This window comes from Kitasatospora sp. NPDC051164, assembly GCF_044455625.1.
Classification (GTDB): Bacteria; Actinomycetota; Actinomycetes; order Streptomycetales; family Streptomycetaceae; genus Kitasatospora.
Genome location: NZ_JBITFB010000003.1, coordinates 183,190 through 207,843, shown reverse-complemented (window position 1 = coordinate 207,843; position 24,654 = coordinate 183,190). Strand labels below are relative to the sequence as shown.

Genomic DNA, 24,654 nt, shown 5'->3' with positions numbered 1-24,654 from the left:
TCTACGAGTACTGCTGCCGCCACCCTCCGCCGAGGTGGACGTGACCGAACCGCCTCGACCAGTGGTCGGCTCGATCCGAGATGGGGGGAATCCTGCCATCTGATGACGGTCAGGTGGCCCTCATCCAGATCAAAATCGGATAACGAGGGGTCGCACTGTCCGCTATTCGGACTTATTCCGAGCCCCTGTCACCCTGCGCATAAGTATGCAGATCCCTCTGTGCTCAGCCCCGGAGGCCCGCCGCCCTCCCGCTCAGATGCCCCCGTTGACCACGGCGTTCTGCGCCGCGCCGGCGCTGACGCCCCACTTGGTGAGGATCTTGTCGTACTCGCCGCCGCGGATCAGCTGGTCGACCGCCTTGGCCACCGCGTCGCGCAGGTCGGTGTCGCTCTTGCGCACCGCGATCCCGTACGGGTTGGAGGTGGACTGCCCGCCGGTCACCTCGAAGCGGCTGCCGCCGTCGGTGGTCTTCGCCGCGTAGGCGGCCACCGGGAAGTCGTTCAGCCCGGCCGCGGCGGCACCGGAGGCGACCTCGGCCAGCGCCTTGGCGTCGCTTTCCAGCCTGTGCGTGGTCAGCACGCGGCCGGTGCGGGCGCAGACCGCCACCTGGCGGGTGACGATCTCGTCCTGCGTGGTGCCCTGCTGGAAGGCGATGGTCTTGCCGCACAGGTCGTCCAGGGTCTTGATCCCCTTGGGGTTGCCCTTCGGCACGACGATCGAGCTGCCGGCGATGAAGTAGTCCACGAAGTCCACGCCCGGGTTGACCTGCTTGCCGGTCTCGTCCAGGCCGTCGCGACGCTGGCGGATGTCGCTGAGCGCCGACATCGCCACGTCGTACTGCTTGCCCTGCAGGTTCGGTATCAGCTTGTCGAACGTGGTGTCCACGAACTCGATCCGCACGTCGAGGATCTTGCCCAGGGCGGTGGCGAGGTCCGGGTCGAGGCCGGTCGGCTTGCCGTCCTGGCCGCGGAACTCCACCGGCGCGTAGTTGACGTCCATGCCGATGCGCAGCACCCCGGCCGAGCGCTGCGCCTTCGGCAGCTTGTCGCGGACGTCCTTGACCGGGTCGTCCGCGGCGGCCTGCCCGCCGCCTCCGCAACCGGTCAGCAGCAGGGCACCGGCGGTGGCCAGGACGGCGCCGGCCAGGACCGGACGACGGACGGGAAGGGGGTGAGGCATGAGGGCTGCTCCTGTGGGAGGGACGTGCGGTCGCCACGGTGTCGCGGTGGTGTACGCGAAATGGCGGACAAGCGATCCTGCCATCCCGGCCTGCCGGGCCCGGCGGCGGGTATGTCAGAATGCGGTACCGGGTGACCCCCGGACGCTCGAACCAGACCGCCGGGCCCTGACAGGCCCGGGGTGCTCGGGACCGGAAGTCCTCACGTGACTCCGTATCCGGAGTGCCGACTCCCCCTTGCGTCTGCGTTCACTCCTGCGGGTGCGCGTGTGCTCATGCCGTTGCCGCCGCCGGAGCCCGGCGCTTCCGAAACCGGGCCCCTGGGACGCGACAGCGCGGCGATGAACCGCACGTGACGAGGACGAAAAGGCATAGGTGCGATGCCTTCGTCCGACCTAGGCTCGGCCCGGTAGTACTGACGCCGACAAACACAAGACCCCATAAAAACCCTCATCCGAGGGCGCCGCCCGACGGCAGCGCCCCGACCCCGCCCCGGGTCCGCCTTCGCGCACCCGGTTTCCGGTTTTCGGCCGGGTCGCCCTGCCCGTCGGTCACGCGTCCTCGCCAGAACAATGACGAAGAGGTCATCGTGGCAGCGGAGATCATCAGCAGCACCCAGGACACCGACGATCCGGTCGACGCGGTTTTCGCGCTCCACCGCGGCGGCAAGATGGAGATCCGGGCGACCGTCCCGGTGCGCGACGCGGACGACCTGTCCCTCGCCTACACCCCCGGTGTCGCCCGCGTCTGCACGGCCATCGCCGAGCAGCCGGAGCTGGTCAACGACTACACCTGGAAGGCCAACACCGTCGCGGTGGTCACCGACGGCACCGCGGTGCTGGGCCTCGGCGACATCGGCCCGCAGGCCTCGCTGCCCGTGATGGAGGGCAAGGCCATCCTGTTCAAGCAGTTCGGCGGCGTGGACGCGGTGCCGATCGCGCTCGCCTGCACCGGGGTCGACGAGATCGTCGAGACCGTGGTCCGGCTGGCGCCCTCCTTCGGCGGCGTCAACCTGGAGGACATCTCCGCCCCCCGCTGCTTCGAGATCGAGCGCCGGCTCCAGGAGGCCCTGGACATCCCGGTCTTCCACGACGACCAGCACGGCACCGCGATCGTCACCACCGCCGCCCTGTGGAACGCGGCCAAGGTGACCGGCCGCGAGATCGGCTCGCTGCGGGCCGTCATCTCCGGCGCCGGCGCGGCCGGCATCGCCATCGCCAAGATGCTGGCGGCGGCCGGCATCGGCGACGTGGCGGTCTGCGACCGCAAGGGCGTGGTGTACGAGGGCCGCGGCGACCTCACCGACGTCAAGGCCGAGATCGCCGCGCGGACCAACCGCACCGGCCTCAAGGGCTCGCTGGCCGACGCGCTGGCCGGCGCCGACGTGTTCATCGGCGTCTCCGGCGGCACCGTGCCGGAGGAGGTCGTCGCCACCATGGCCGAGGGCGCATTCGTCTTCGCGATGGCCAACCCCAACCCGGAGATCCACCCCGAGGTCGCGCACAAGTACGCGGCGGTCGTAGCCACCGGCCGCAGCGACTTCCCGAACCAGATCAACAACGTGCTGGCCTTCCCCGGCATCTTCGCCGGCGCCCTCCAGGTCCGGGCCAGCCGGATCACCGAAGGCATGAAGCTGGCCGCCGCCAAGGCGCTGGCCGGCGTGGTCGCCGACGAGCTGACGCCGCAGAAGGTCATCCCCTCGCCGTTCGACGAGCGGGTCGCGCCGGCGGTCACCAAGGCCGTCGCCGAGGCCGCCCGGGCGGAGGGCGTCGCCCGGATCTGAACCGGTGCCCGGGGGAGCGTGCCCGCCACGACGGCCGCTCCCCCGCGCCCCCGGGCCGGCCCCCCCCCGAGCCGAAGGGCGCGCATCGGTAGTGGATCCGAGCGCCCGGAGGCGAGCGGGGGAGTGACAGCAGGGACACGCGTCACACCTACGCGTGGTTCCCGGCCCCGGCCGTCGCCGCTATCGTCCGGATCATGTTTGCTGCCTACGCCGCACGTATCGATGCCGACGACCCGCTCAGCGGACTGGAGTTGGGCGAGCTCCCCGAGCCGCAGGCCCGCCCCGGGTGGAGCGTGGTCACGGTCAAGGCCGCGAGCCTCAACCACCACGACCTGTGGTCGCTGCGCGGGGTCGGCCTGCCCGCCGAGAAGCTGCCGATGATCCTCGGGTGCGACGCGGCCGGCGTCGACGAGAACGGCGACGAGGTGGTCATCCACTCGGTCATCGGCCAGACCGGCCACGGGGTGGGCCCCGCCGAGCCGCGCTCCATCCTGACCGAGCGCTACCAGGGCACCTTCGCCCAGCAGGTGGCCGTCCCCACCTGGAACCTGCTGCCCAAGCCCGCCGAGCTGAGCTTCGAGGAGGCCGCCTGCCTGCCCACCGCCTGGCTGACGGCCTACCGGATGCTGTTCACCAACGCCGGGGTCAAGCCCGGTGACACCGTCCTGGTGCAGGGGGCGGGCGGCGGCGTCGCGACCGCGCTGATCGTCCTCGGCAAGGCGGCCGGCCTGCGGGTCTGGGTCACCGGCCGGGACGAGGCCAAGCGCCGCCGGGCGGTCGAACTCGGCGCCGACGCGGCCTTCGAGAGCGGCGCCCGGCTGCCCGCGCGGGTCGACGCGGTGATGGAGACCGTCGGCGCCGCGACCTGGTCGCACTCGGTGAAGTCGCTGCGCCCGGGTGGCACCATCGTCATCTCGGGTGCCACCTCGGGCCCCAACCCGAGCGCCACCGAGCTGAACCGGATCTTCTTCCTGGAGCTCAAGGTGGTCGGCTCGACCATGGGCACCAAGGAGGAGCTGGCCGGGCTACTCGCGCTCTGCGCCACCACCGGCGTCCGCCCGGTGATCGACTCGGTGCTGCCGCTGAGCGAGGCCAGGGACGGCTTCGCCCGGCTTTCCAAGGGCGAGGTCTTCGGCAAGATCGTCCTCAACCCCTGACGCGAGGGGCCCGATGCTCCTCGCGGGAGCACCGGGCCCGGATCCTTCGCACGCCGGCCGTTGCGGCCGTCAGCCGAGCAGCCGCTTCAGCCGCTCGCCTGCGGAGCCCAGCACCGAGCGGGCCTCGGCGAGCTTGTCCGTGCTCACCCCGCCGTCCCGGGCCGCGTCGCGGACCTGGTCGCGGAAGCGGTCGAGCAGCCGCTCCAGCTCGCGGGCCGGGTCCTCGGCCGGGTCGGTGCGCGCCCACGAGGGCAGGTCGGCCGGGGCGGTGCGCTCGTCCGTGTCCGGGGCGTCCTTGTCCAGGTCGATCCGGGTCACGGAGATCCGCTCGTCCGACGGGGCGGGCCCGTCCGACGGGTGGCCCCAGCGGGCCGCGTCGGCCAGGCCGGACAGGCCCTTGGTCAGCTCGGCCAGGCCCTCGGCCAGCCCGGTCGGCCAGTCGCCCTTCGCGGCGTGCTCGCGCACCTGCTGCTCGACCCGGCGCTTGATCCGCAGCGCCTCCTGCTGCGCGGCGGTGCGCGAGGCCTTGGCCTGCTCGCGCAGCCGGCGGGCCTCCTCCTCGGCGGCCTTCGCCTTGGCCTTGGCGGCCTTCTCCTGCTCCCGGGCGCGCTTGGCCTGCTCCTTGGCGTGCCGCTTGAACTGGGCGAACTCCTCCTTGGCGCGCTGCCAGGACTCGTTGTCGCCCCAGGGGCCGGCCCACGGGTCGCCCGGGCTCTCGGCGCGGTCCGGCCGGGGCGCCTGCTTGGCGGCCTTCCACAGCTCCTCGCGCAGGTCCTTGGCGCTGTCCCGGACGTCCTCGCGGATCGCCCCGGCGAGCTGCGCCACGGAGTCCCGGATCTCCAGCTCCAGCTCTTCCAACTCGGTCTGCCGGGTTTCGAGTTCGGCGCGACCGGCGTCGGTGAGCCGGTAGACCTTGCGGCCGCCCTCGGTGCTGTGGCTGACCAGGCCCTCCTGTTCCAGCTTGGCCAGCCGCGGGTAGACCGTCCCGGCCGAGGGGGCGTACAGGCCCTGGAACCGCTCCTCCAGCAGGCGGATCACCTCGTAGCCGTGCCGCGGGGCTTCGTCCAGCAGCTTCAGCAGGTAGAGCCGGAGCCGGCCGTGGCCGAACACGGGGGTCATCTCATGCCTCCTTGGTGAGGTCGGGCTTGCCGGGGGCGGCCGGAAGCTCCTTCGCCGGGCCCTCGTCCTCGGGCTCGGGGCGGCTCAGCACGGTGACCGCGCCGGAGACGGTGGTGACGTTGACGCTGCCGCGGCCCTCGCCGAGCTGGCCGGACAGCTTCTTGGCGCCCCAGCTGCCGCTCAGCTTGAGTTGCTCGAAGCTGCTGGAGATGTCGCCGCTGGTGGAGCCGGCCTCGACCCTGGCGTCGGTGCGGGAGGGGATCCGGAGCACGACCGGGCCGCTGACGGTGGTGACCTTGACGTCGGCCTCGCCGTCGACGTCGAGGTCCAGGGTGACGGCGCCGGTGACGGCGTTGGCGTGGATCCGGTCGGCGGTGCCGGCGACCACGGTGAGCTGCCCGGAGACGCTGTTGACCCGGAGCCGGCCGCCGACCGCCTGGGCGTCGATGTCGCCGGTGACGGTGTTGGCGTCGGTGCGGCCGGTCAGCCCGACCAGCGTGGTGTCGCCGTTGGCGCTCTGCACCGAGACGTGCCCGGCGACGCCGGAGACGGTGGCGTCGGCGGAGACGGTGCCGACCTTGACGTCGGCGTCCGCCGGGACGGTCAGGGTGATGCCGGCGACCCGCTTGCGCTTGAGGGTGCCGAAGAAGCTCTTGACCGAGCCGACCGACTTGAGCCAGTCGCCGAACTCGCCCCAGCTGTTGATGTCCTTGTAGGTGACCGTCAGGACGCCGTCCACCACGGTCACGTGCAGCGGGTCACCCTCCAGCTCGGTGACCTCCAGACGGGCGGGGCCCTCGGCGGCCACCACGTTCACCGTGCCCTCGATGATCCGTACGTGCAGCGCGCGGACCTCCTCGTCGAAGGTGGTCCGGCCCGGCCCCTCGATCGTCCACTGGCTCATCTCTGCCGCCTCCCGTTGCCGATCGCGATGTATCGCGTTCCCTGCAAAAGACGATATATCGCGTGCTGGGAGAGTCAAGTGTGCCGGACCCCGATCCCGACCCCGATCCGACCCCGAGGCTTCCCCTACGGGACACCGGGGGAGGACACCCGCGAAGACCGCCCGGAGACACGCGAGGCCCGGGAGGCGGTTGCCTCCCGGGCCTCTCGACGGCCGTCACCGGGTCACTCGTCGTCCTCGTCGTCGAGCCGGGCCAGCCAGGTGGCCAGCCGCTCGACCGGGATCTCGAAGTCCGGGTTGAGGTCGACGAACTCGCGCAGGCGCTCGGCCAGCCACTCGAAGGTGACCTCCTCCTCGCCGCGCCGGTTCGCCAGCTCCTCGATGCCTCGGTCGGTGAAGTACACGGTTCGCTCCGGTCCGATGGGGATTGACCTGGTCAGGATAGACCGGTCAGCTGGCCCGCCAGGTGCTGACGGTGACCTTGGCGGCCCCGGTGGTCGGGTCGGCCTGTTCGATCGCCGCGATGGCGATGTTGTGGGTGACCCGGTCGCGGACGCAGAGCAGGCGGCCGGGTGCCACCCGGTTGTACGAGAGGTCGGTGTCCGGCCGGGAGTCGATCGCGGCCGCGCACTGCTCGGCGGTGACGGACAGCTCGGTGATCACCGCGAAGTCCGACTTGTTGTCGCCGTAGCTGGTGAAGGAGTTGGCCTTGCTGCCGCTGCCGCCGCCGGCGTTGACCACGCCCAGGCCCCACTTGATGTCGTTGGAGCGCGGCACCACGGTGCCCGCGTCCAGGTCGATCCGGTAGGAGTCGGAGGAGTAGTCGGCCCCGGGGATCGCCAGCGACTTCTTGTCCAGCATCAGGGAGTAGCCGTTCGGCCGGGCGGGGGCCGAGACGGTGCCCGGAGCGGACTTCGAGGGCGCGGCCGTCACCGGCGAGTTGGTGAACGTGCTGCTCGGGCTGGGGGAGGTGCCGTCGCTCTGGCTGGGCGCCGGCTTCGGGCCGGACTGGCTGGTCTGGCTGGACTGGCTGCTGCTGGTGTCCTTCTTCTTGCCGTCGTCCAGCTTCTTCATGAGCACCACGCCGCCCGCGGTGCCGCCGACCGCCATCACCAGGGCGACGGTGAGCAGCACCTTCCAGGACACCCCGCCCTTGCGCTTGGGCTCCGGCTCGGGCGCCGGGTCGGCGGTCACCACCGGGCCGGGCGGCGGGGTGTCGAAGGACGGCGGCTCCGGCTGCAGGTGGACGGTCGGCGGCGAGGTCAGCACCGGGGCGGTCGGCGACTCGGTGGGCGGCTGCGGGGCGCCGTACGAGCCGAGCGGCGGCGGCGCGAAGCCCGTCGGGGGCGTCGCGGGCTGCTGCGGCGGGTGCGCGGCGTTCGCCGGGTGGATCGGGACGGTGGCCGGGTGGGTCGGCGCGACGGGCGGCGGCGGGGGAGTGGCCGGGGCGGCGGGCATCGCGGGCACCGGCGTCGGCGGGGTGGCGGGCGCGGCCGGCAGCGGGGTCGGGGGAGTCTTGGGCAGGTCCGAGCGGCGGGTGATCTCGGTGTTGACCTGGCGCGGCAGCCAGTCGTCGCCGAACCGCAGCTGGCCGCCGACCTCCGGGTGGTTGCGGGCGACCTGGATGATCTCGGCGGGCTTCGGGCGGTCCTCCGGGCTCTTCGCCAGGCAGCGCTGGATCAGTTCGCGCAGGTCCGCGGGGACGGCCGACAGGTCGGCCTCCTCGTGCACCACCCGGTAGAGCACCGCGGTGTCCGGGCCGTCGCCGAACGGCGCGGTGCCGCCGGCCACGTACGCGGCCAGGGCGCCGAGCGCGAAGACGTCGGTGGCCGGGCTGACCGGGCGGCCCTGGGCCTGCTCGGGGGACATGAAGGCGGGGGAGCCGATCCGGTAGCCGGTGCCGGTCAGCGCGGTGGCGTCGGCGGCCCGGGCGATGCCGAAGTCGATGACCCGCGGGCCGTCGCCGGCGACCAGCACGTTGGCGGGCTTGAGGTCGCGGTGGACCACCTCGACGCTGTGGATCGCCTGCAGGGCCTCGGCGATGCCGCCCATCAGCAGCAGGACGGTGCGTACCGGCAGCGCGCCGTGCTCGCGCACCACCTGCTGCAGGGACGGGCCGGGGACGTACGCGGTGACCAGCCAGGGGGCGTCGGAGTCCAGGCCGCCGGAGTCGATCACCTGCGCGGTGTAGAGCCCGTGGATCCGCTGGGCGTTGCTGACCTCCTGGGCGAAGCGGCGGCGGAACTCGCCGTCCTCGGCGAACTCCGGGCGCACCACCTTGAGCGCGACCGGGCGCCCGCCCGGGGTGTACGACAGGTAGACCCGGCCCATGCCGCCGGCGCCGAGCCGGGCGAACAGCCGGTAGCCGCCGACCTCCTTGGGGTCGTCCGGGAGGAGCGGCTGGAAGACCGGCGGGAGCTTTTCGGCGTCCCGAGGCGTGTCGGCGGTCATGTGGTGATCCCCCTGGGAGAGCGGTGAGGCGGTACGGCCGAGTCGGCGGGGCGCGATGACGGGCGTCCGGAGTCCTACTGGCGAGGCATAACCTATCGATCCGTCAGGAGCCCGTGCACCGGGGCTCCGGTTTGGTTGCAGAGCTGGGACCTTGGCATGGCCCGGCGGTGAAACGGTTCTCCCCGAAACGAAGCGGCCCCCGCTCTCCCGGGTGGGAGAGCGGGGGCCGCTTCGTTTCGGTGCGTCAGGGCACCGGAGCCTCAGGGCGTCAGAGCGAGAAGACCTCTTCGATCAGCGCCTGCTGCTCGGCGATGTGCCGCTTGGCCGAGCCGACCGCCGGGGACGAGGCCGTCGTGCGGGCGACGCGGCGCAGGCGGGAGCCGCCGGCGCTGCGGCCGATGGCGACCTGCAGGTGGTCGACCAGGTTCATCGCGATGAACGGCCAGGCACCCTGGTTGTCCGGCTCCTCCTGCGCCCAGACGAACTGGACGTTGTCGCCGTAGCGGGCCAGCTCCTCCTGGAGCTCGGCCACCGGCAGCGGGTAGAGCCGCTCGACCCGGACGATCGCGGTGTCGGTGACGCCGCGCTCGGTGCGGGCCGCCTCCAGGTCGTAGTAGAACTTGCCGGCGGTGATGACCACCTTGCGGACCTGCGCCGGGTCGACGGTGGTGTCGCCGATGACCGGGCGGAACGAGCCGGACAGGAACTCCTCGGTCGCACTCGCCGCGGCCTTCAGACGCAGCATCGACTTCGGGGTGAAGACGACCAGCGGCTTGTGGTGCGGGTTGTGCGCCTGCCAGCGCAGCAGGTGGAAGTAGTTCGACGGCAGGGTCGGCATGGCGACCGTCATGTTGTCCTGCGCGCACATCTGCAGGAAGCGCTCCGGGCGGGCGGACGAGTGGTCCGGGCCCTGGCCCTCGTAGCCGTGCGGCAGCAGCAGGGTGACGCCGGAGTGCTGGCCCCACTTCTGCTCGGCGGAGGCGATGTACTCGTCCACCATGGTCTGCGCGCCGTTGACGAAGTCGCCGAACTGCGCCTCCCACATGACCAGCGCGTTCGGGCGGGTCAGCGAGTAGCCGTACTCGAAGCCCATGGCCGCGTACTCCGACAGCAGGCTGTCGTAGACGGTGTAGCGGGCCTGGTCCTCGGTGAGGTACTGCAGCGGGGTGTAGTCCTCGCCGGTCTTGCGGTCGATCAGGACGGCGTGCCGCTGGCCGAAGGTGCCACGGCGGCTGTCCTGGCCGGCCAGGCGGACCGGGTGGCCCTCCATGAGCAGCGAGCCGATGGCGAGGGTCTCGCCCATCGCCCAGTCGATGGTGTTGTCCTCGACCGAGCCGGCGCGGCGCTGCAGCTGCGGCAGCAGACGCGGGTGGACCGTCAGCCAGTCCGGGTGGTTGACCTGGGAGGCGGCGATCCGCTTGACCATCTCCTGGGAGATGCCGGTCTGGATGGAGACCGGGAAGTCGGCGACCGGCTTGCCGGCGGTGGCGTCGGCCGGCGCCTGGGCCGCGTCGCGGACCTCGGCGAAGACCTTCTCCAGCTGGCCCTGGAAGTCCTGGAGCGCCTGCTCCGCCTCTTCCATGGTGATGTCGCCGCGACCGATCAGGCCCTCGGTGTACAGCTTGCGCACCGAGCGCTTCTTGTCGATCAGGTCGTACATGAGCGGCTGGGTGAACGACGGGTTGTCGGCCTCGTTGTGACCGCGGCGGCGGTAGCAGATGAGGTCGATCACCACGTCCTTGTGGAACTCCTGGCGGAACTCGAAGGCGAGCCGCGCGACGCGGACCACGGCCTCCGGGTCGTCGCCGTTCACGTGGAAGATCGGGGCCTCGATCATGCGGGCCACGTCGGTGCAGTACATCGAGGAGCGCGAGGACGCCGGGGCGGCGGTGAAGCCGACCTGGTTGTTCACCACGACGTGCACGGTGCCGCCGGTGCGGTAGCCGCGCAGCTGCGACATGTTCAGGGTCTCCGCGACGACGCCCTGGCCGGCGAAGGCCGCGTCGCCGTGGATCTGGATCGGCAGCACCGGGAAGGTGGTGCCGCCCTGGTCCAGGATGTCCTGCTTGGCGCGGGCGATGCCCTCGACGACCGGGTCCACGGCCTCCAGGTGGGAGGGGTTCGCGGCGAGCGAGACCTTGATGGTCTCGCCGTCCAGGCCGGTGAAGGTGCCCTCGGCGCCCAGGTGGTACTTGACGTCGCCGGAGCCGTGCATCGACTTCGGGTCGAGGTTGCCCTCGAACTCGCCGAAGATCTTGCCGTACGGCTTGCCGACGATGTTGGCCAGCACGTTCAGGCGGCCGCGGTGGGCCATCCCGATGACGGCCTCGTCGATGCGGTGCTCGGCGGCGGCGTCGATGGTCGCGTCCAGCAGCGCGATCAGCGACTCACCGCCCTCCAGCGAGAAGCGCTTCTGCCCGACGTACTTGGTCTGCAGGAAGGTCTCGAACGCCTCGGCCGAGTTCAGCCGGCGCAGGATCCGCAGCTGCTCCTCGCGCTCGGGCTTCGAGTACGGCTTCTCCAGGCGGTCCTGCAGCCACTTGCGCTGCTTCGGGTCCTGGATGTGCATGTACTCGATGCCGACCGTGCGGCAGTACGTGTTGCGCAGCAGGCCGAGGATGTCGCGGAGCTTCATCATCTTCTGGCCGCCGAAGCCACCGACCGCGAACTCGCGCTCCAGGTCCCACAGGGTGAGGCCGTGCGTGGTGACGTCCAGGTCGGGGTGCTTGCGCTGCTTGTACTCCAGCGGGTCGGTGTCGGCCATCAGGTGACCGCGGACCCGGTAGGAGTGGATCAGCTCCATGACGCGCGCGGTCTTGTTGACCTCGTCGTCGTGGGTGGTGGCGACGTCGGTGGCCCAGCGGACCGGCTCGTACGGGATCCGCAGCGACTCGAAGATCTCGTCGTAGAAGCCGTTCTCGCCGAGCAGCAGACGGTGGATCTCGCGCAGGAACTCGCCGGACGCCGCGCCCTGGATGACGCGGTGGTCGTAGGTCGAGGTCAGCGTCATGATCTTGGAGACGCCCAGGCGGGACAGGGTCTCCGGGGCGGAGCCCTGGAACTCGGCCGGGTACTCCATGGCGCCGACGCCGACGATGGTGCCCTGGTTCTGCATCAGGCGCGGCACGGAGTGCACGGTGCCGATGCCGCCGGGGTTGGTCAGCGAGACCGTGACGCCGGTGAAGTCGTCCATGGTCAGCTTGTTGGCGCGGGCCCGGCGGACGATGTCCTCGTAGGCCTGCCAGAAGCCGAAGAAGTCGAGCGTCTCGGCCTTCTTGATGGCCGCGACGACGAGCTGGCGGTCGCCGTTCGGCTTGACCAGGTCGATGGCCAGGCCGAGGTTGACGTGCTCCGGCTTGACCAGGAAGGCCTTGCCGTCCTCCACCTTGTAGCTGTGGTTCATGCCCGGCGCGGCCTTGATGGCCTGGACCAGGGCGTAACCGATCAGGTGGGTGAAGGAGACCTTGCCACCGCGGGCGCGCTGCAGGTGGTTGTTGATGACGATGCGGTTGTCGATCAACAGCTTCGCCGGCACGGCGCGGACCGAGGTAGCGGTCGGCACCTCCAGCGAGGCGTCCATGTTGGTGGCGACGGCCTTCGCCGGGCCGCGCAGCTGGACCAGTTCGGGTCCGGCGGGCGCGGCCGCGGCCGGGGCGGCGGCCTTCGGAGCCGGGGGCGCGGCGGGCGCGGCGGCGAGCGGGGCGGCAGCCGGCGCCGGAGCGGCCTGGGCGGCCGGTGCGGCGGGGGCGGTCGCGGCCGGAGCAGCGGCGGCGGGCGCGGGGGCAGCGGCAGGGGTCGGCGTGGGGCCGGCCTGGGTCGCGGCCTGGGTCACTGGGGTCACCTCGGTACCGGGCTTGTAGTCGGCGAAAAAGTCCCACCAGGCTCGGTCGACCGAGTTCGGGTCCTGGAGGTACTGCTGGTAGATCTCGTCGACGAGCCACTCATTGGGGCCGAAGCCTGTGGAGCTAGCCGAGCTGTTGGGGGTTTCAGGGGACTGTGGCGACACGGCGGCAACCGCCCTCTTCCGCTTCCTTTTGGGATGTTTGGACAGCGGGGATTAAGGCTACGCCCCTGACCGGTGATCGCGCAGTCCCCGGGGGCCAGGCGTCGTCCAGATCACAGTCCTGACCTGCACTTTGGCTGAAAAAGTGCGTTAGAAAGCCGTATCTGCAGGGAAGCGATCGGCCCCAAACTGCGTCTATATCCGGATGAAACCGGACAAAGACCTGCGGAAATCCTCTAGCGATCTTCGTATGCGTCTGTGTCGGATCTGTGACAAATGTCCCGGCCGTCGTCCTGGCGCTGCCCGGGCAGGCGGACCTCGATCCGGCAGCCGCTCGGCGACTCGGCCACCGCGATCCGTCCGCCGTGCAGCTCCACCGCCCAGCGGGCGATGGCCAGGCCCAGGCCGGTGCCGCCGTCCGCGCCCGCTCCGGACGCGGTCGCGGTGCCGCTGCGGCTGAACCGCTCGAAGACCCGGGTGCGGTCGGCCAGGGGGATGCCCGGGCCCTCGTCCTGGACCTCCAGCAGCAGGGCGCCGTCCTCGCCGCCGGGGCGCGCGCGCACCGTCACGGTGCCGCCGGGCGGCGAGTGCTTGCAGGCGTTGTCGACCAGGTTGGCGACCACCTGGTGGAGCCGTTCCGGGTCCGCCACGCCGGTCAGGCCGGCCGGACTGACTTCCAGGGCCAGCCGGACGTCCCCGCGCCGGGAGAAGGCCCCGCCCGCCGTCGCGCCGTCCACGGTGACCCCGCGCAGCACGCCGTCCAGGAACTCGCGCACCTCGAAGGGGCGGGCGTCCAGGTCGACCACGCCGCCGTCGATCTTGGAGAGGTCGAGCAGGTGGGTGACCAGGCGGCCGAGCCGCTCGGTCTGCTCCAGCGCGGCCCCCAGGGTCGCCGGATTGGGCTGGACGACACCGTCGACCACGTTCTCCAGGACGGCGCGCAGCGCGGCGATCGGCGTGCGCAGCTCGTGCGAGACGTTGGCGACCAGCTCGCGGCGGTGCTGGTCGGCGGCCTCCAGGTCGGCGGCCATCCCGTTGAAGGCGGCCGCCAGTTCGCCGATCTCGTCGCGCGAGCTCACCTCGACCCGGCGGCTGTAGTCGCCGGAGGCCATCGCGCGGGCGGCGTCCGTCATCTCGCGCAGGGGGGCGGTCAGCCCGTGCGCGAGGAACTGCATGAAGAGCAGCGAGGCGATCATGGAGAAGACCATGATGATCCGGATCTGGGTCTCGGACCTGATCGCCACGACCACCATCCCGGTGGCCAGGAACACGGAGACGATCACGAGCAGGGCGAGTTTGCCCTTGATCGAGCGGACCGGGTCGAGCGGCCGGATGTCGGCCCAGACCCGGCGGGCGGCACGGACGGCCAGCGGCTGCGGCCGCGCGCCGTCGGATTCCCCGTTGCGTTGCTGTGGAAAGGTCATTGGTCCCTGTGGTCCCGCGTGTGTCCCCCCGCGTGGTGGCACGGCGTCGATCGGGACACGGGCCCCCCGGTGGCCCGTCGCCCGAGGCTCGCCGTCAGGAGAGCGGGGCCTCCAGTGCGTACCCGACACCGTGCACGGTGCGGATCCAGCTGGCGCCGATCTTCCGGCGCAGTGCCTTGACGTGGCTGTCCACGGTGCGGGTGCCGGACGCGTCGGTCCAGTCCCAGACCTCGGCCAGCAGCTGCTCGCGGGTGAGCACCGCGCGCGGCTGGGCGGCCAGGCAGGCGAGCAGATCGAACTCGGTCGGCGTCAGGTGGACGTCGCCCGAGGCCAGCCGGACCCGGCGTTGCACGTGGTCGATCTCCAGTTCACCGAAGCGCAGGCTGCCGAGCGCGGGTGTCCGGGCGGCCTGCTGGGCGCGCTCGACGCGGCGCAGCAGCACGTTGACCCGGGCGGCCAGTTCGCGCATCGAGAACGGCTTGGTCATGTAGTCGTCCGCACCGACGCCGAGGCCGACCAGCAGGTCCGTCTCGTCGTCGCGCGCGGTCAGCATCAGTACCGGGACCGGGCGTTGGGCCTGGATCCGGCGGCACACCTCCAGGCCGTCGAAGCCGGGCAGCATGATGTCGAGGACGACAAGGTCCGGCTGCCAGGTGTGGAAGCCGTCGACCGCGCCGGGACCGTCGTGGGCCACGGCGACCTTGAAGCCCTCCGCACCCAGTCGGGCCGCGATCGACTCGGCGATCGTCGGCTCGTCCTCCACCACCAGCACTCTGCGTTGGCTGCTCACCGTGCCGCCGGTGTGGTTGTCCTGCTGAATTTCTGTCACGGTCACGCCACCGCCCCCAGGGCTGCGGGCCGGCCACCTGTGGGGATGGCGGGGCTCCGCTCGTAGTCTTGTTCCGTCGTGGACTGTGCCGGGTCCGCCGTCCCGTTGCGTGATCGGGAGGCGAGGACGGACTTGTCGGCCGCCCACTTCTCCCGCGCACTTCGCAGCGTACGGACAGCGGATGCTTTCCGGCAGGTGGACCGGACGTTTCCGGCCCGTGGGCCGGCCGTTCCGGCCGCCCGCGGACCCACTGCACGAGTGGGCACGGGCCGATACCTTACCCGGCGATTTTTCACTGCGTAACGGTACGTATGCAGTCGAGTTGACATCAAGTCGCCGGTCAGAGGCCCTACTGACGCGTTAATCGGGAGAAGGTCTGGACCAATGCCTGGAATCCGGCACTCCGCTACGGCGACGGTCTTCACCGGCTTTTCCCAGGTGCCTCCCAGAACCTCGACGTACCGTGGGCACGACAACACCCGACCGGGCGGAATCCGCGGTGCGCGCCGGTACGTTGGGCACCGGGCGGGAGCCGGTGGCTGCGGGTGTGGAGCGGAGGCGGCATGGCGGGACTGCGGCAGGGTGCCGACGGGCGCGTGCCCGCGGGAGCGCCGTACGGAATGCTCCGGCTCGGCCTGCGCGCCGGCGCCGTCCAATGGCTGCTGGACCGCGTTCCCACGCCCCGGCGCAACCCCTTCACGCTCGGATACCTCGCGGTCGTGGGCGCCACCACGACCTTCGCGAAATTCGCCGATCCGGAACTCGTGCAGCGACTGCAGGAAGCCTCCAGCTCGGACGGCCACAACCTGCTGCAGCACCCTTTGCGTGCCCTGGTCCTGAGTGGTTTCTGGGTGGCCGGCGAGGTGTGGATGCCCTATCTCTGGGGATTCGCGTTCACCCTCGCGCCACTGGAGCGCAAGGTCGGGTCCGCCCGGGCGGCGGCGGTCTTCGCGATCGGCCACGTCGCGGCCACCCTGCTCTCCCAGGGCGTGGTGATCATCGCGGTGGAGACCGGGCGGATGGCGCCCGAGGTGATGGACCACCTGGACATCGGGGTCAGCTACGGCGTGCTCGCCTGCCTGGGTGCGGTGGCCGGGCTGCTCTCCTGGCGCGGGCGGCTGCTCGCGCTGGGCGGCGCCGGGCTGATGATCGCCGAGCAGATCGCCTCCGACAAGGACGTCGTCACCGCGGTGGGGCACCCGGCGGCGGTACTCACCGGGGTGGCGCTGTGGCGCTGGCTGCGCCGCACCGAGCGGCGCCCGCCCCGGCTCCGTCCGGCCGCGGCGACGGTCGGCGGCGCCGTGCCCGCGCCCGCGCGCGGCGGGGCCCCCGTGCGGGCCGTGCGCTGAGGTCCGTGCGCTGAGGTCCGTGCGCTGAGGTCCGCGCGCCGACGTCCGCGCGCCGACGTCCGCGCGCCGAGGTCCGCTCCGGGCTCCGCGGGCTCCGCGGGTTTCTCCGGGCTCTCCGTGCTTGACGCCCCCTTCGCGTGCCGAGGGTTTCCCAGGAATCACTCAGCGCTCTTTTCACGTTCTTTTGACGGCCGCCTGCGGCCCCGTCCGCGGGGCCTTCCCGGCCGGATCGTGTTCGCTCACGGCGAACGAAGTCCGGGGAACATCCGGCGCCCGCCAGGCCTTAGTCAGGTCGACTCAACTTCACTGACTGGGGAGAGATCATGGCATCGACGTCCACTCCGCTCACCCTGCCCGTGCTGCCGCTGGACGACGAGGTCGTCCTGCCGGGCATGGTCGTCCCGCTGGACCTGAAGGACACCGAGGTGCGCGCAGCGGTCGAGGCCGCCCGGGCTGCGGCCGCCGGCGGCACCAAGCCACAGGTCCTGCTGGTCCCGCGGGTGGACGGCTCGTACGCGGCGGTCGGCACGCTGGCCACCGTGGAACAGGTCGGCCGGCTGGCCGATGGCCCGGGCACGATCGGGCAGCCTGCCGCGCTGGTGCGTGCCGTGCGCCGGGTCCGGATCGGCGTCGGCACCACCGGCCCCGGCGCCGCCCTCTGGGTGGAGACCACGCCGTTCCGGGAGTCCTCGGTGGGCACCCCGGTGGCCGGCCGGGCCGCCGAGCTGGTCAAGGAGTACAAGGCGCTGTCCACCCAGTGGCTGCGCAAGCGCGGCGCCTGGCAGATCGTGGACCGGGTGGCGCAGATCGAAGGCGTCGGCGAACTCGCCGACAACATCGGCTACGCGTCCTTCGCCACCGCCGAGCAGAAGCTCAAGGTGCTGCTGGAGGCCGACCAGGTCGCCCGCCTGGAGTACGCGCTGACCCTGCTGCGCGACCACCTCGCCGAGGAGGAGGTCAACGACACCATCCGCAAGGACGTCGAGGAGGGCGTGGCCAAGCAGCAGAAGGAGTTCCTGCTCCGCCGCCAGCTGGACGCCGTCCGCAAGGAGCTGGCCGAGCTGAACGGCGAAGCGGCCGACGAGGAGGGCGACTACCGCGCCCGGGTCGAGACCGCCGACCTGCCCGAGAAGGTCCGCGAGGCCGCGCTCAAGGAGGTCGACAAGCTGGAGCGCGCGTCCGACCAGTCCCCCGAGGGCTCCTGGATCCGCACCTGGCTGGACACCGTCCTGGAACTGCCCTGGAACGAGCGGAGCGAGGACGCCTACGACATCGCCGGCGCCCGCGCGGTGCTGGACGCCGACCACGCCGGCCTGGCCGACGTGAAGGAGCGCATCGTCGAGTACCTCGCCGTCCGCAAGCGCCGGGCAGACCAGGGGCTCGGCCTGATCGGCGGCCGCCGAGGAGGCGCGGTGCTCGCGCTGGTCGGCCCGCCCGGCGTCGGCAAGACCTCGCTCGGCGAGTCGGTGGCCCGCGCCATGGGCCGCTCGTTCGTCCGGGTCGCGCTCGGCGGCGTCCGGGACGAGGCCGAGATCCGCGGCCACCGGCGCACCTACGTCGGCGCGCTGCCCGGCCGGGTGGTGCGGGCGATCAAGGAGGCCGGCTCGATGAACCCGGTCGTCCTGCTCGACGAGATCGACAAGGTCGGCTCCGACTACCGCGGCGACCCGGCCGCCGCCCTGCTGGAGGTGCTGGACCCGGCGCAGAACCACACCTTCCGGGACCACTACCTGGAGGTCGAGCTCGACCTCTCCGACGTCGTCTTCCTCGCCACCGCCAACGTGCTGGAAGCCATCCCCGAGCCGCTGCTCGACCGGATGGAGCTGGTCCGGCTGGACGGCTACACCGAGGACGAGAAGGTCGTCATCGCCCGCGACCACCTGCTCCCGCGCCAGCTGGAGAAGGCCGGCCTCGGCGGCGAGCAGGTCAGCGTGGACGAGACCGCGCTGCGCAAGCTCGCCGGGGAGTACACCCGCGAGGCCGGCGTCCGGACCCTGGAGCGTTCGATCGCCCGGGTGCTGCGCAAGATCGCCGCACAGGCCGAGCTCGGCGAGCGCGAGCTGCCCGCCACGGTCGGCGCCGCGGACCTGCGCGCCCTGATCGGCCGCCCGCACCACGTGCCGGAGTCCGCCCAGGAACCGGCCGAGCGCCGCACCGCCGTCCCTGGCGTGGCCACCGGCCTCGCGGTGACCGGCGCCGGCGGCGACGTCCTCTACATCGAGGCCTCGCTGGCCGACGCCGAGACCGGCGGCACCGGGCTGACCCTCACCGGGCAGCTGGGCGACGTGATGAAGGAGTCCGCGCACATCGCGCTCTCCTTCCTGCGCTCGCGCGGCGCCGAGCTGGAACTGCCGGTCACCTCGCTGCGCGACCGCGGCGTGCACCTGCACGTCCCGGCCGGAGCCGTCCCCAAGGACGGGCCGAGCGCCGGCATCACCATGACCACGGCGCTGGCCTCGCTGCTCTCCGGCCGCAAGGTGCGCACCGACGTGGCGATGACCGGCGAGGTGTCGCTGACCGGGCGGGTGCTGCCGATCGGCGGGGTGAAGCAGAAGCTGCTAGCCGCCGACCGAGCCGGGGTCACCACGGTGATCATCCCCAAGCGCAACGAGGCCGACCTGGACGACGTCCCGGCCGAGGTGCTGGAGCGGCTCACCGTCCACCCGGTGGCGGATGTCCGCGAGGTGCTGAAGCTGGCGCTGGAGCCGGCCGAGGTGCTGGTCGCCGTCTGATCGGCGAACCGCTGGCCCGAGGGGCCGACGGCATCTCCGCGTGCGAGACTGCGGAGATGCCGTCCCCCACGCAGCGCGCGCTGGCCCGGGTGCCGGACCGGCTGCGCCCCTTCCTGGTGCGGCACCGCCGACTGATGAAGTTCCTGCTGGTCGGGGGCTCCTGCTTCGTGCTCACCATGGCGATCAACCTCCAGCTCAAGTTCACCGTGCTGCAGCACAAGCCGGTGATCGCGCTGACCATCGCGACCGTGATCGCCACCGTCGTCTCGTACGTGCTGAACCGCAGCTGGGCCTTCCGGGCCGGCGGCCGGCAGCGTGAGGCCCTGCTGTTCTTCCTGGTCAGCGTGGTGGCGATCGGCGTCAACGACGTACCGCTGGCGATCTCCCGCTACGTCCTGGACCTGCGCGAGCCGTACATCAGCTCCTTCGCCCAGGAGGTCGCGGACTTCCTCAGCGGCATGGTCGTCGGCACCTTCGTCGCGATGCTGTTCCGCTTCTGGGCGATGCAGCGGTGGGTCTTCACCCGGCTCGCCGAGCACCCCGCCGAGCACCCCGGGGCCGAGGCCGCTCTGGTGAGGGCGGTGCCCCCGGAAGCCGGTTACGCTGCACCCGAGATGCCACGGGATGTGCCGTAAGGGGCGAGGTGAGCCTGATGCACGAACCGGACGGTATCCGGACCGGGCCCGCCAGCCAGCAGGGCATGCGCCGGGCCAACCTGGCCCTGGTGCTCGGAGTGATCGCGAGCGGCCCGCGCTCGCGCGCCGAAGTGGCCGCCGAGACCGGACTGACCAGGGCCGCGGTCTCCTCGCTCGCCGAACAGCTGATCGCCGGCGGCCTGGTGGTCGAGGAGGGCCCCGCCGCACCCAGCGGCAAGGTCGGCCGCCCCGGCACCGCGCTCGGACTCAACCCGCTCGGGCCCGGCGGCCTCGGCGCCGAGATCGGCGTCCGGCACCTGGGCGCCTGCGTGGTCGACCTGCGCGGGGAGGTCCGCGCCGTTCGGCGTCAGGAGATCTCCAACCACGGCCGGGCACCCGCCGCCGTCATGGCCGACCTCGCCCGGCTGCTGCGCTCGGCCGTCACCGAGGCGGGCCTGCGCCCGGCCGGACTCACCCTGGCCGTCCCCGGCCTGGTCGGCGAATCCGGCGCGGTGCTGCAGCGGGCCGCCAACCTGGGCTGGCAGGTCGTCCCGCTGGCCGCCGAACTGCGCGCCGCGCTGCGACCGGCCGCCGACGGCCTGGCCGAGCTGCCGGTCGAGGCCGACAACGAGGCCAACCTCGGCGGACTGGCCGAGCACTGGCTGGGCGACGGGGCGGAGGACTTCCTGTACGTCTCCGCCGAGGCCGGGGTCGGCGCGGCGATCATTGTCGGCGGGCGCCTGCTGCGCGGCGCGCGCGGCCACGCGGGCGAGTTCGGCCATGTGCCGGTCCACCCCGCGGGCCGCCGCTGCGCCTGCGGGGCGCACGGCTGCCTGGAGCAGTACGCGGGCGAGGCGGCGGTGCTGCGGGCGGCCGGCCTGACCGGCGCCCGGGGCGACTGGGTGACGCTGCTCGCCGACCGCGCCGAGGCCGGCGAGGAACCGGTCCGCGCGGCCCTGGCCGGCGCCGGGTCGGCGCTCGGTATCGCGGCCGCCGGCGCGGTCAACCTGCTGGACCCGGCCGAGGTCGTGCTGGGCGGCGGCTACGCCCGGCTGGCACCCTGGCTGCTTCCCGCCATGCGCGCCGAACTGGTTGCCCGGGTCACCGTTCGGCCGTGGGCCGAGGACCGGCTGACCGTCTCCCGGCTGGGCCGCCGCGGCCCGCTGCTGGGCGCGGCGGTGCGCGTCGTCCGCGCCATCGTCGCCGACCCGGGGCTGCTCGCGGGCGACTGACCCCCGGCTGGGACCACCTCGCCCGGAACGGGCCGCGCCCCGGTGCCCGGTGCCCGGAGCCCCGGTGCCGGAACGGGCCGAGCCCCCGGCCGGTGGGGCCGGGGGCTCGGTGCGGTGGGGGAGGACCGGGCCTCGGTGGCGTCAGGCCTCCGCGGCGGCAGGCTCGCGCTGCTCGGCGCGGGGGCCGCGCAGGACGGCCAGGAAGGCGATGCCGATGCCGACCAGCGCCCAGAGCACCAGGACCAGGATCGGCATCCCCAGGTTGGTCGAGTCGAAGTAGGCGATCGACTTGGTGGCGCCGGTGCCGGCGCCGTTCGGGATCACCGAGCCGATGGCCCGCCAGAACGGCGGCATCATCGGTGCCGGGTAGACGCCGCCCGCGCTCGGGTTGCCCAGGACGACGAAGACCAGCACCGCGAGGCCGATGCCGATGATCCCGAACAGGCACTGCAGCGCCATGGTGAAGGCGCCGACCGAGAAGACCACCAGGGCGCCGATGGCGGACAGGGCGAGGATCGAGCCGGGCAGCGCGTCCAGCACCGGTCCGGCGATGACCGTGCCGCCGATGCCGGCCGCGATCGAGTAGAGCGCCAGGACGCCCAGGCGGATCAGCAGGCGGTTCGCGTTGGCCGGCTTGGAGCCGGCGCTGATGCCGAGGATCGAGGCGACCAGGTAGCCGCCGACGCACCAGCCGATCACCAGGTAGAAAGAGGAGAGGCCGTTGGTGTCGCCCTTGGCGAGCGGCACGACGTCCTGGACCTTGACCGTACGGCCCTGGGTCTGGTCGATCGCGGTGGTGATGCTCTCGGCGGCCTTGGCCGCGGACGGACCGCGGGCGCCGCCGACCAGCAGGGTGTCCTCGGTGCCGTTCGGGTTCACGACCCACGCGGCGTAGATCTTCTGGTCCTTGATCTGCGCGGTCGCGGTCTCGGCGTCCGGCGCGGTGACGGCCTTGACGGCGTCGTTCGGGACCCCCTCCAGTGCCCCGATCAGCTTGGGGGCGACCTGCGGCGGGGCGACCACCGCGATGGAGAGGTTGTGCGGGGCGGGCTTGTGCAGCGCCCCGATGTAGGAGGTGATGAAGCCGAGCTGGAGCAGCAGCACTCCGATCACGAGCAGTGCCGCGCGCGGGGTGACCGCGCTCTTCAGTTCGGCGACGAAACCCTGCCCTGGGGCTGCCATCCACATCTCCTTGCGTATCGGGGAAAAACGGATCTTCCAGAACCAATACTTCATACCATGAAGTAGTTGGGTTGTCGTACCTCCCGTGCCGAATCCGGCCGGTGCCGCTGGGCGATACTGGCGCGGTGAGCGACGAGGAAGCCCTGGTGGCGGTGGAGCGCGAGGTCGCGCTGATGTTCCGGCGGGGCCGGGCCGGAGTGGCTGAACTCTCACGCCGGGTGCACCCCGGACTGGAGGGCATGGCGTACAGCATGCTCGGCTACATCGAGCAGGCCGGCCGGGTCCGGGTGACCGACGTCGGCGTGCACTTCGCGGTGGGCAAGGCGACGGTGAGCCGGCAGATCCGCGCGTTGGAGGAACTCGGCCTGGTGGCCCGGGAGGCGGACCCGCTGGACCGCCGGGCCGCGCTGGTGTCGCTGACCGAGGACGGGCGACGGCGCTTCCTGGCCGCCCGGGACGTCCGGATGCGACGGGTGCGCGAGGTGATGGGCGGCTGGTCGCCGGAGGACGTGGTCCGCTTCGGGGAACTGCTGCACCGCTTCAACGACGTCCTGGGGGAGCCGACGGCCGATTGAGCCGGGTGCCCGCTGAGCCGGGTGTCCGCTGAGCCGGGCGGCTGCGAGGGTGTGACCGGGGCCCGCGGTGCGGGCCTTTACTCGGCCTTGAAGAAAGTTGCCTAATTCAACCATTTAGGCCTATGGTTGCTTAAGGCAACGAAGTTTCATGATGCGCGTATCCCGCACGCCTGCGCCGAAGGACCCAGATGACCGTGACCACCGAGGCCGCGAGCGGCACCGCCGCCGCCGCCGACAACCAACAGATGACCCACCGGCAGGTGATGGAGGCGCTCTCCGGCCTGCTGCTCGGCCTCTTCGTGGCCGTGCTCTCCTCGACCGTCGTCTCCAACGCCCTGCCGCACATCCTGGCCGACCTGCACGGCGGCCAGTCCGCCTACACCTGGGTGATCACCGCGGCCCTGCTCACCCTCACCGCCTCCACACCGATCTGGGGCAAGCTCTCCGACCTCGCCAGCAAGAAGCTGCTGCTGCAGATCGCCCTGCTGATCTACATCGCGACCTCCGCGCTGGCCGGGCTCTCGCAGAACACCGGTGAACTGATCGCCTGCCGCGCGCTGCAGGGCGTCGGCGCCGGCGGTGTTGTTGCGCTGGGCCAGATCTGCCTGGCCGCGATGGTCCCGCCGCGCGAGCGCGGCCGGTACAGCGGCTACTTCGGCGCGGTCTTCGCGCTCGCCACCATCGGCGGCCCGCTGATCGGCGGCGTCATCGTGGACACCTCCTGGCTGGGCTGGCGCTGGTGCTTCTACGTCGGCATCCCGTTCGCGCTGGCCGCGATCCTGGTGGTCCAGCGCACCCTCAAGCTGCCGGTGGTCAAGCGCAAGGCGAAGATCGACTACCTCGGCGCGCTGGTCATCACCGCCGCGGTCAGCCTCCTGATGATCTGGATCACGCTGGCCGGCAAGAACTACGCCTGGCTGTCCTGGCAGACCGCGGCCATGGTCGGCGGCGGCCTGCTGCTGGGCGCGCTGGCCATCGTGGTCGAGCGCCGCGCCGCCGAGCCGATCATCCCGCCGGACCTCTTCAGGTACCGCACCGTCACCCTGGCCGCCATCGCCAGCGTGCTGGTCGGCGTCGGGATGTACGGCGCGACCACCTTCCTCAGCCAGTACTTCCAGCTGGCCCGCGCCAAGTCCCCGACCATGGCCGGCCTGATGACCCTGCCGATGATCCTCGGCCTGGCGGTCTCCTCCGCCGTGGCCGGCCGGCTCATCACCAAGTACGGCAAGTGGAAGGCCTACCTGGTCGCCGGCACCGCGCTGCTCGCGGTCGGCTTCGGCCTGCTCGGCACCGCCCGGGCCGACACCGACTACGTGCTGCTCTCCGTCTACATGGCGATCACCGGCGTCGGCCTCGGCCTGACCAGCCAGAACCTGGTGCTCGCGGTGCAGAACACGGTGCCCCGGCACGAACTCGGCGCGGCCAGCTCGGTGGTCACCTTCTTCCGCACCATGGGCGGCGCGATGGGCGTCTCCGCGCTGGGCGCGCTGATGACGAACAAGGTCGGCCACTACCTGGCGGAGAACCTGGCCGCCGCGCACATCCCTGCCGGACACGCGGCGGCCGGTGGCGGCATCCCGGACCTGCACAAGCTGCCGGCCCCGATCGTCCCGCTGGTCACGGACGCCTTCGGCCACGGCGTCGGAACCGTCTTCCTGTGGGCCGCCCCCTTCGCGGCACTGGCCTTCGTCACCGTGCTGTTCATCCGGGAGACCGTGCTGAAGACCACCCAGGAGAACTGACCGGCCAGGAGGACCTGCGGCGGGACAGCCGACCGGCAGCCGGGATACGCGAACGGGCCGGGGAGTGCGCAGGCACTCCCCGGCCCGTTGCGTCGGGCTTCGTACGGCCGCTAGTGGCCGGCGATCAGCATCAGTCCGTAGCCGACGGCCGCGGCGCAGACCGCGAAGCAGGCGTACGCGCCGGCCAGGGCCAGCTTGCCGCCGCCCGAGGCCGGGGCGCCGCCGTCACGGGCGGTGCTCAGCGCGGCCTCGCGGCGGGACAGCGCCAGGATGCCGAGCGCGAAGACGGCGACCACGGCGACGGTGATGCCGAAGCTGAAACCGGCGGTCTGGGCCAGGGCGTTCCACTTGATGTGCATG

18 protein-coding genes are annotated in these 24,654 nt (G+C 72.1%); 8 read left to right on the top strand and 10 right to left on the bottom strand.

Features of this window, described 5'->3' with window-relative positions; translation table 11 throughout:
• Positions 1-252: 252 nt before the first annotated feature.
• The gene (locus tag ACIBEC_RS05890; RefSeq protein WP_360510031.1) at positions 253-1,179 is read right to left on the bottom strand and encodes an ABC transporter substrate-binding protein; all 927 of its coding nucleotides are present in this window, start codon (positions 1,177-1,179) and stop codon (positions 253-255) included.
• Between the two features lie 587 nt (positions 1,180-1,766).
• Between ACIBEC_RS05890 and ACIBEC_RS05885 the strand changes: the two genes are divergently transcribed.
• Both ACIBEC_RS05885 and ACIBEC_RS05880 read left to right on the top strand, forming a co-directional pair.
• Entirely contained in the window at positions 1,767-2,960 is a 1,194-nt protein-coding gene (locus tag ACIBEC_RS05885; RefSeq protein ID WP_360510030.1) for an NADP-dependent malic enzyme, read from the top strand.
• A 194-nt stretch (positions 2,961-3,154) separates the two neighbouring features.
• Positions 3,155-4,117, top strand: a complete 963-nt coding sequence (locus ACIBEC_RS05880; RefSeq protein ID WP_360510029.1) for a zinc-binding dehydrogenase — start codon at positions 3,155-3,157, stop codon at positions 4,115-4,117.
• A gap of 69 nt (positions 4,118-4,186) precedes the next feature.
• On the opposite strand, the gene ACIBEC_RS05875 is transcribed toward ACIBEC_RS05880, so the two are convergent.
• The 7 genes from ACIBEC_RS05875 to ACIBEC_RS05845 form a co-directional block, all read right to left on the bottom strand.
• Positions 4,187-5,236, bottom strand: coding sequence for a PadR family transcriptional regulator (locus ACIBEC_RS05875; protein ID WP_360510028.1), 1,050 nt, complete (start codon positions 5,234-5,236; stop codon positions 4,187-4,189).
• A gap of 1 nt (position 5,237) precedes the next feature.
• Positions 5,238-6,140, bottom strand: coding sequence for a DUF4097 family beta strand repeat-containing protein (locus tag ACIBEC_RS05870; RefSeq protein ID WP_360510027.1), 903 nt, complete (start codon positions 6,138-6,140; stop codon positions 5,238-5,240).
• Between the two features lie 224 nt (positions 6,141-6,364).
• Complete coding sequence (locus ACIBEC_RS05865; protein ID WP_360253909.1) at positions 6,365-6,544, bottom strand: DUF6104 family protein; 180 nt, start codon at positions 6,542-6,544, stop codon at positions 6,365-6,367.
• Between the two features lie 46 nt (positions 6,545-6,590).
• Complete coding sequence (locus ACIBEC_RS05860) at positions 6,591-8,591, bottom strand: protein kinase (protein WP_360510026.1); 2,001 nt, start codon at positions 8,589-8,591, stop codon at positions 6,591-6,593.
• A 268-nt stretch (positions 8,592-8,859) separates the two neighbouring features.
• The gene (locus ACIBEC_RS05855) at positions 8,860-12,597 is read right to left on the bottom strand and encodes a multifunctional oxoglutarate decarboxylase/oxoglutarate dehydrogenase thiamine pyrophosphate-binding subunit/dihydrolipoyllysine-residue succinyltransferase subunit (protein WP_360498554.1); all 3,738 of its coding nucleotides are present in this window, start codon (positions 12,595-12,597) and stop codon (positions 8,860-8,862) included.
• 233 nt (positions 12,598-12,830) lie between these two features.
• Positions 12,831-14,018 (bottom strand): ATP-binding protein, encoded by a 1,188-nt coding sequence (locus ACIBEC_RS05850; protein WP_360498556.1) that lies wholly within the window; start codon positions 14,016-14,018, stop codon positions 12,831-12,833.
• A gap of 94 nt (positions 14,019-14,112) precedes the next feature.
• Positions 14,113-14,847: a response regulator transcription factor gene (locus ACIBEC_RS05845; RefSeq protein WP_360498557.1), complete on the bottom strand. Its 735-nt coding sequence runs from the start codon at positions 14,845-14,847 to the stop codon at positions 14,113-14,115.
• Between the two features lie 563 nt (positions 14,848-15,410).
• Here ACIBEC_RS05845 and ACIBEC_RS05840 point away from each other — a divergent pair.
• The 4 genes from ACIBEC_RS05840 (at position 15,411) to ACIBEC_RS05825 (ending at position 20,795) form a co-directional block, all read left to right on the top strand.
• Positions 15,411-16,196 (top strand): rhomboid-like protein, encoded by a 786-nt coding sequence (locus tag ACIBEC_RS05840; RefSeq protein WP_360498559.1) that lies wholly within the window; start codon positions 15,411-15,413, stop codon positions 16,194-16,196.
• A gap of 323 nt (positions 16,197-16,519) precedes the next feature.
• A complete protein-coding gene (lon, locus tag ACIBEC_RS05835) occupies positions 16,520-18,928 on the top strand; it encodes an endopeptidase La (RefSeq protein ID WP_360498561.1) in 2,409 nt (802 codons plus the stop codon).
• A gap of 56 nt (positions 18,929-18,984) precedes the next feature.
• Positions 18,985-19,563 (top strand): GtrA family protein, encoded by a 579-nt coding sequence (locus ACIBEC_RS05830; RefSeq protein ID WP_360498562.1) that lies wholly within the window; start codon positions 18,985-18,987, stop codon positions 19,561-19,563.
• A gap of 17 nt (positions 19,564-19,580) precedes the next feature.
• Positions 19,581-20,795: an ROK family transcriptional regulator gene (locus ACIBEC_RS05825; RefSeq protein ID WP_360498564.1), complete on the top strand. Its 1,215-nt coding sequence runs from the start codon at positions 19,581-19,583 to the stop codon at positions 20,793-20,795.
• 141 nt (positions 20,796-20,936) lie between these two features.
• Here the strand turns inward: ACIBEC_RS05825 and ACIBEC_RS05820 are convergent, their stop codons facing one another.
• Positions 20,937-21,977: an ABC transporter permease gene (locus tag ACIBEC_RS05820; RefSeq protein ID WP_360498566.1), complete on the bottom strand. Its 1,041-nt coding sequence runs from the start codon at positions 21,975-21,977 to the stop codon at positions 20,937-20,939.
• 125 nt (positions 21,978-22,102) lie between these two features.
• Between ACIBEC_RS05820 and ACIBEC_RS05815 the strand changes: the two genes are divergently transcribed.
• Together ACIBEC_RS05815 and ACIBEC_RS05810 are read left to right on the top strand one after the other, a co-directional pair.
• Positions 22,103-22,552 carry a MarR family transcriptional regulator gene (locus tag ACIBEC_RS05815; protein WP_360498568.1) on the top strand — a complete coding sequence of 150 codons (450 nt, stop codon included), beginning with the start codon at positions 22,103-22,105 and terminating at the stop codon, positions 22,550-22,552.
• A gap of 188 nt (positions 22,553-22,740) precedes the next feature.
• The gene (locus ACIBEC_RS05810; RefSeq protein ID WP_360498570.1) at positions 22,741-24,294 is read left to right on the top strand and encodes an MDR family MFS transporter; all 1,554 of its coding nucleotides are present in this window, start codon (positions 22,741-22,743) and stop codon (positions 24,292-24,294) included.
• A 110-nt stretch (positions 24,295-24,404) separates the two neighbouring features.
• Here the strand turns inward: ACIBEC_RS05810 and ACIBEC_RS05805 are convergent, their stop codons facing one another.
• Positions 24,405-24,653, bottom strand: a complete 249-nt coding sequence (locus tag ACIBEC_RS05805; RefSeq protein ID WP_360498572.1) for a hypothetical protein — start codon at positions 24,651-24,653, stop codon at positions 24,405-24,407.
• Between the last annotated feature and the right edge of the window lies 1 nt (position 24,654).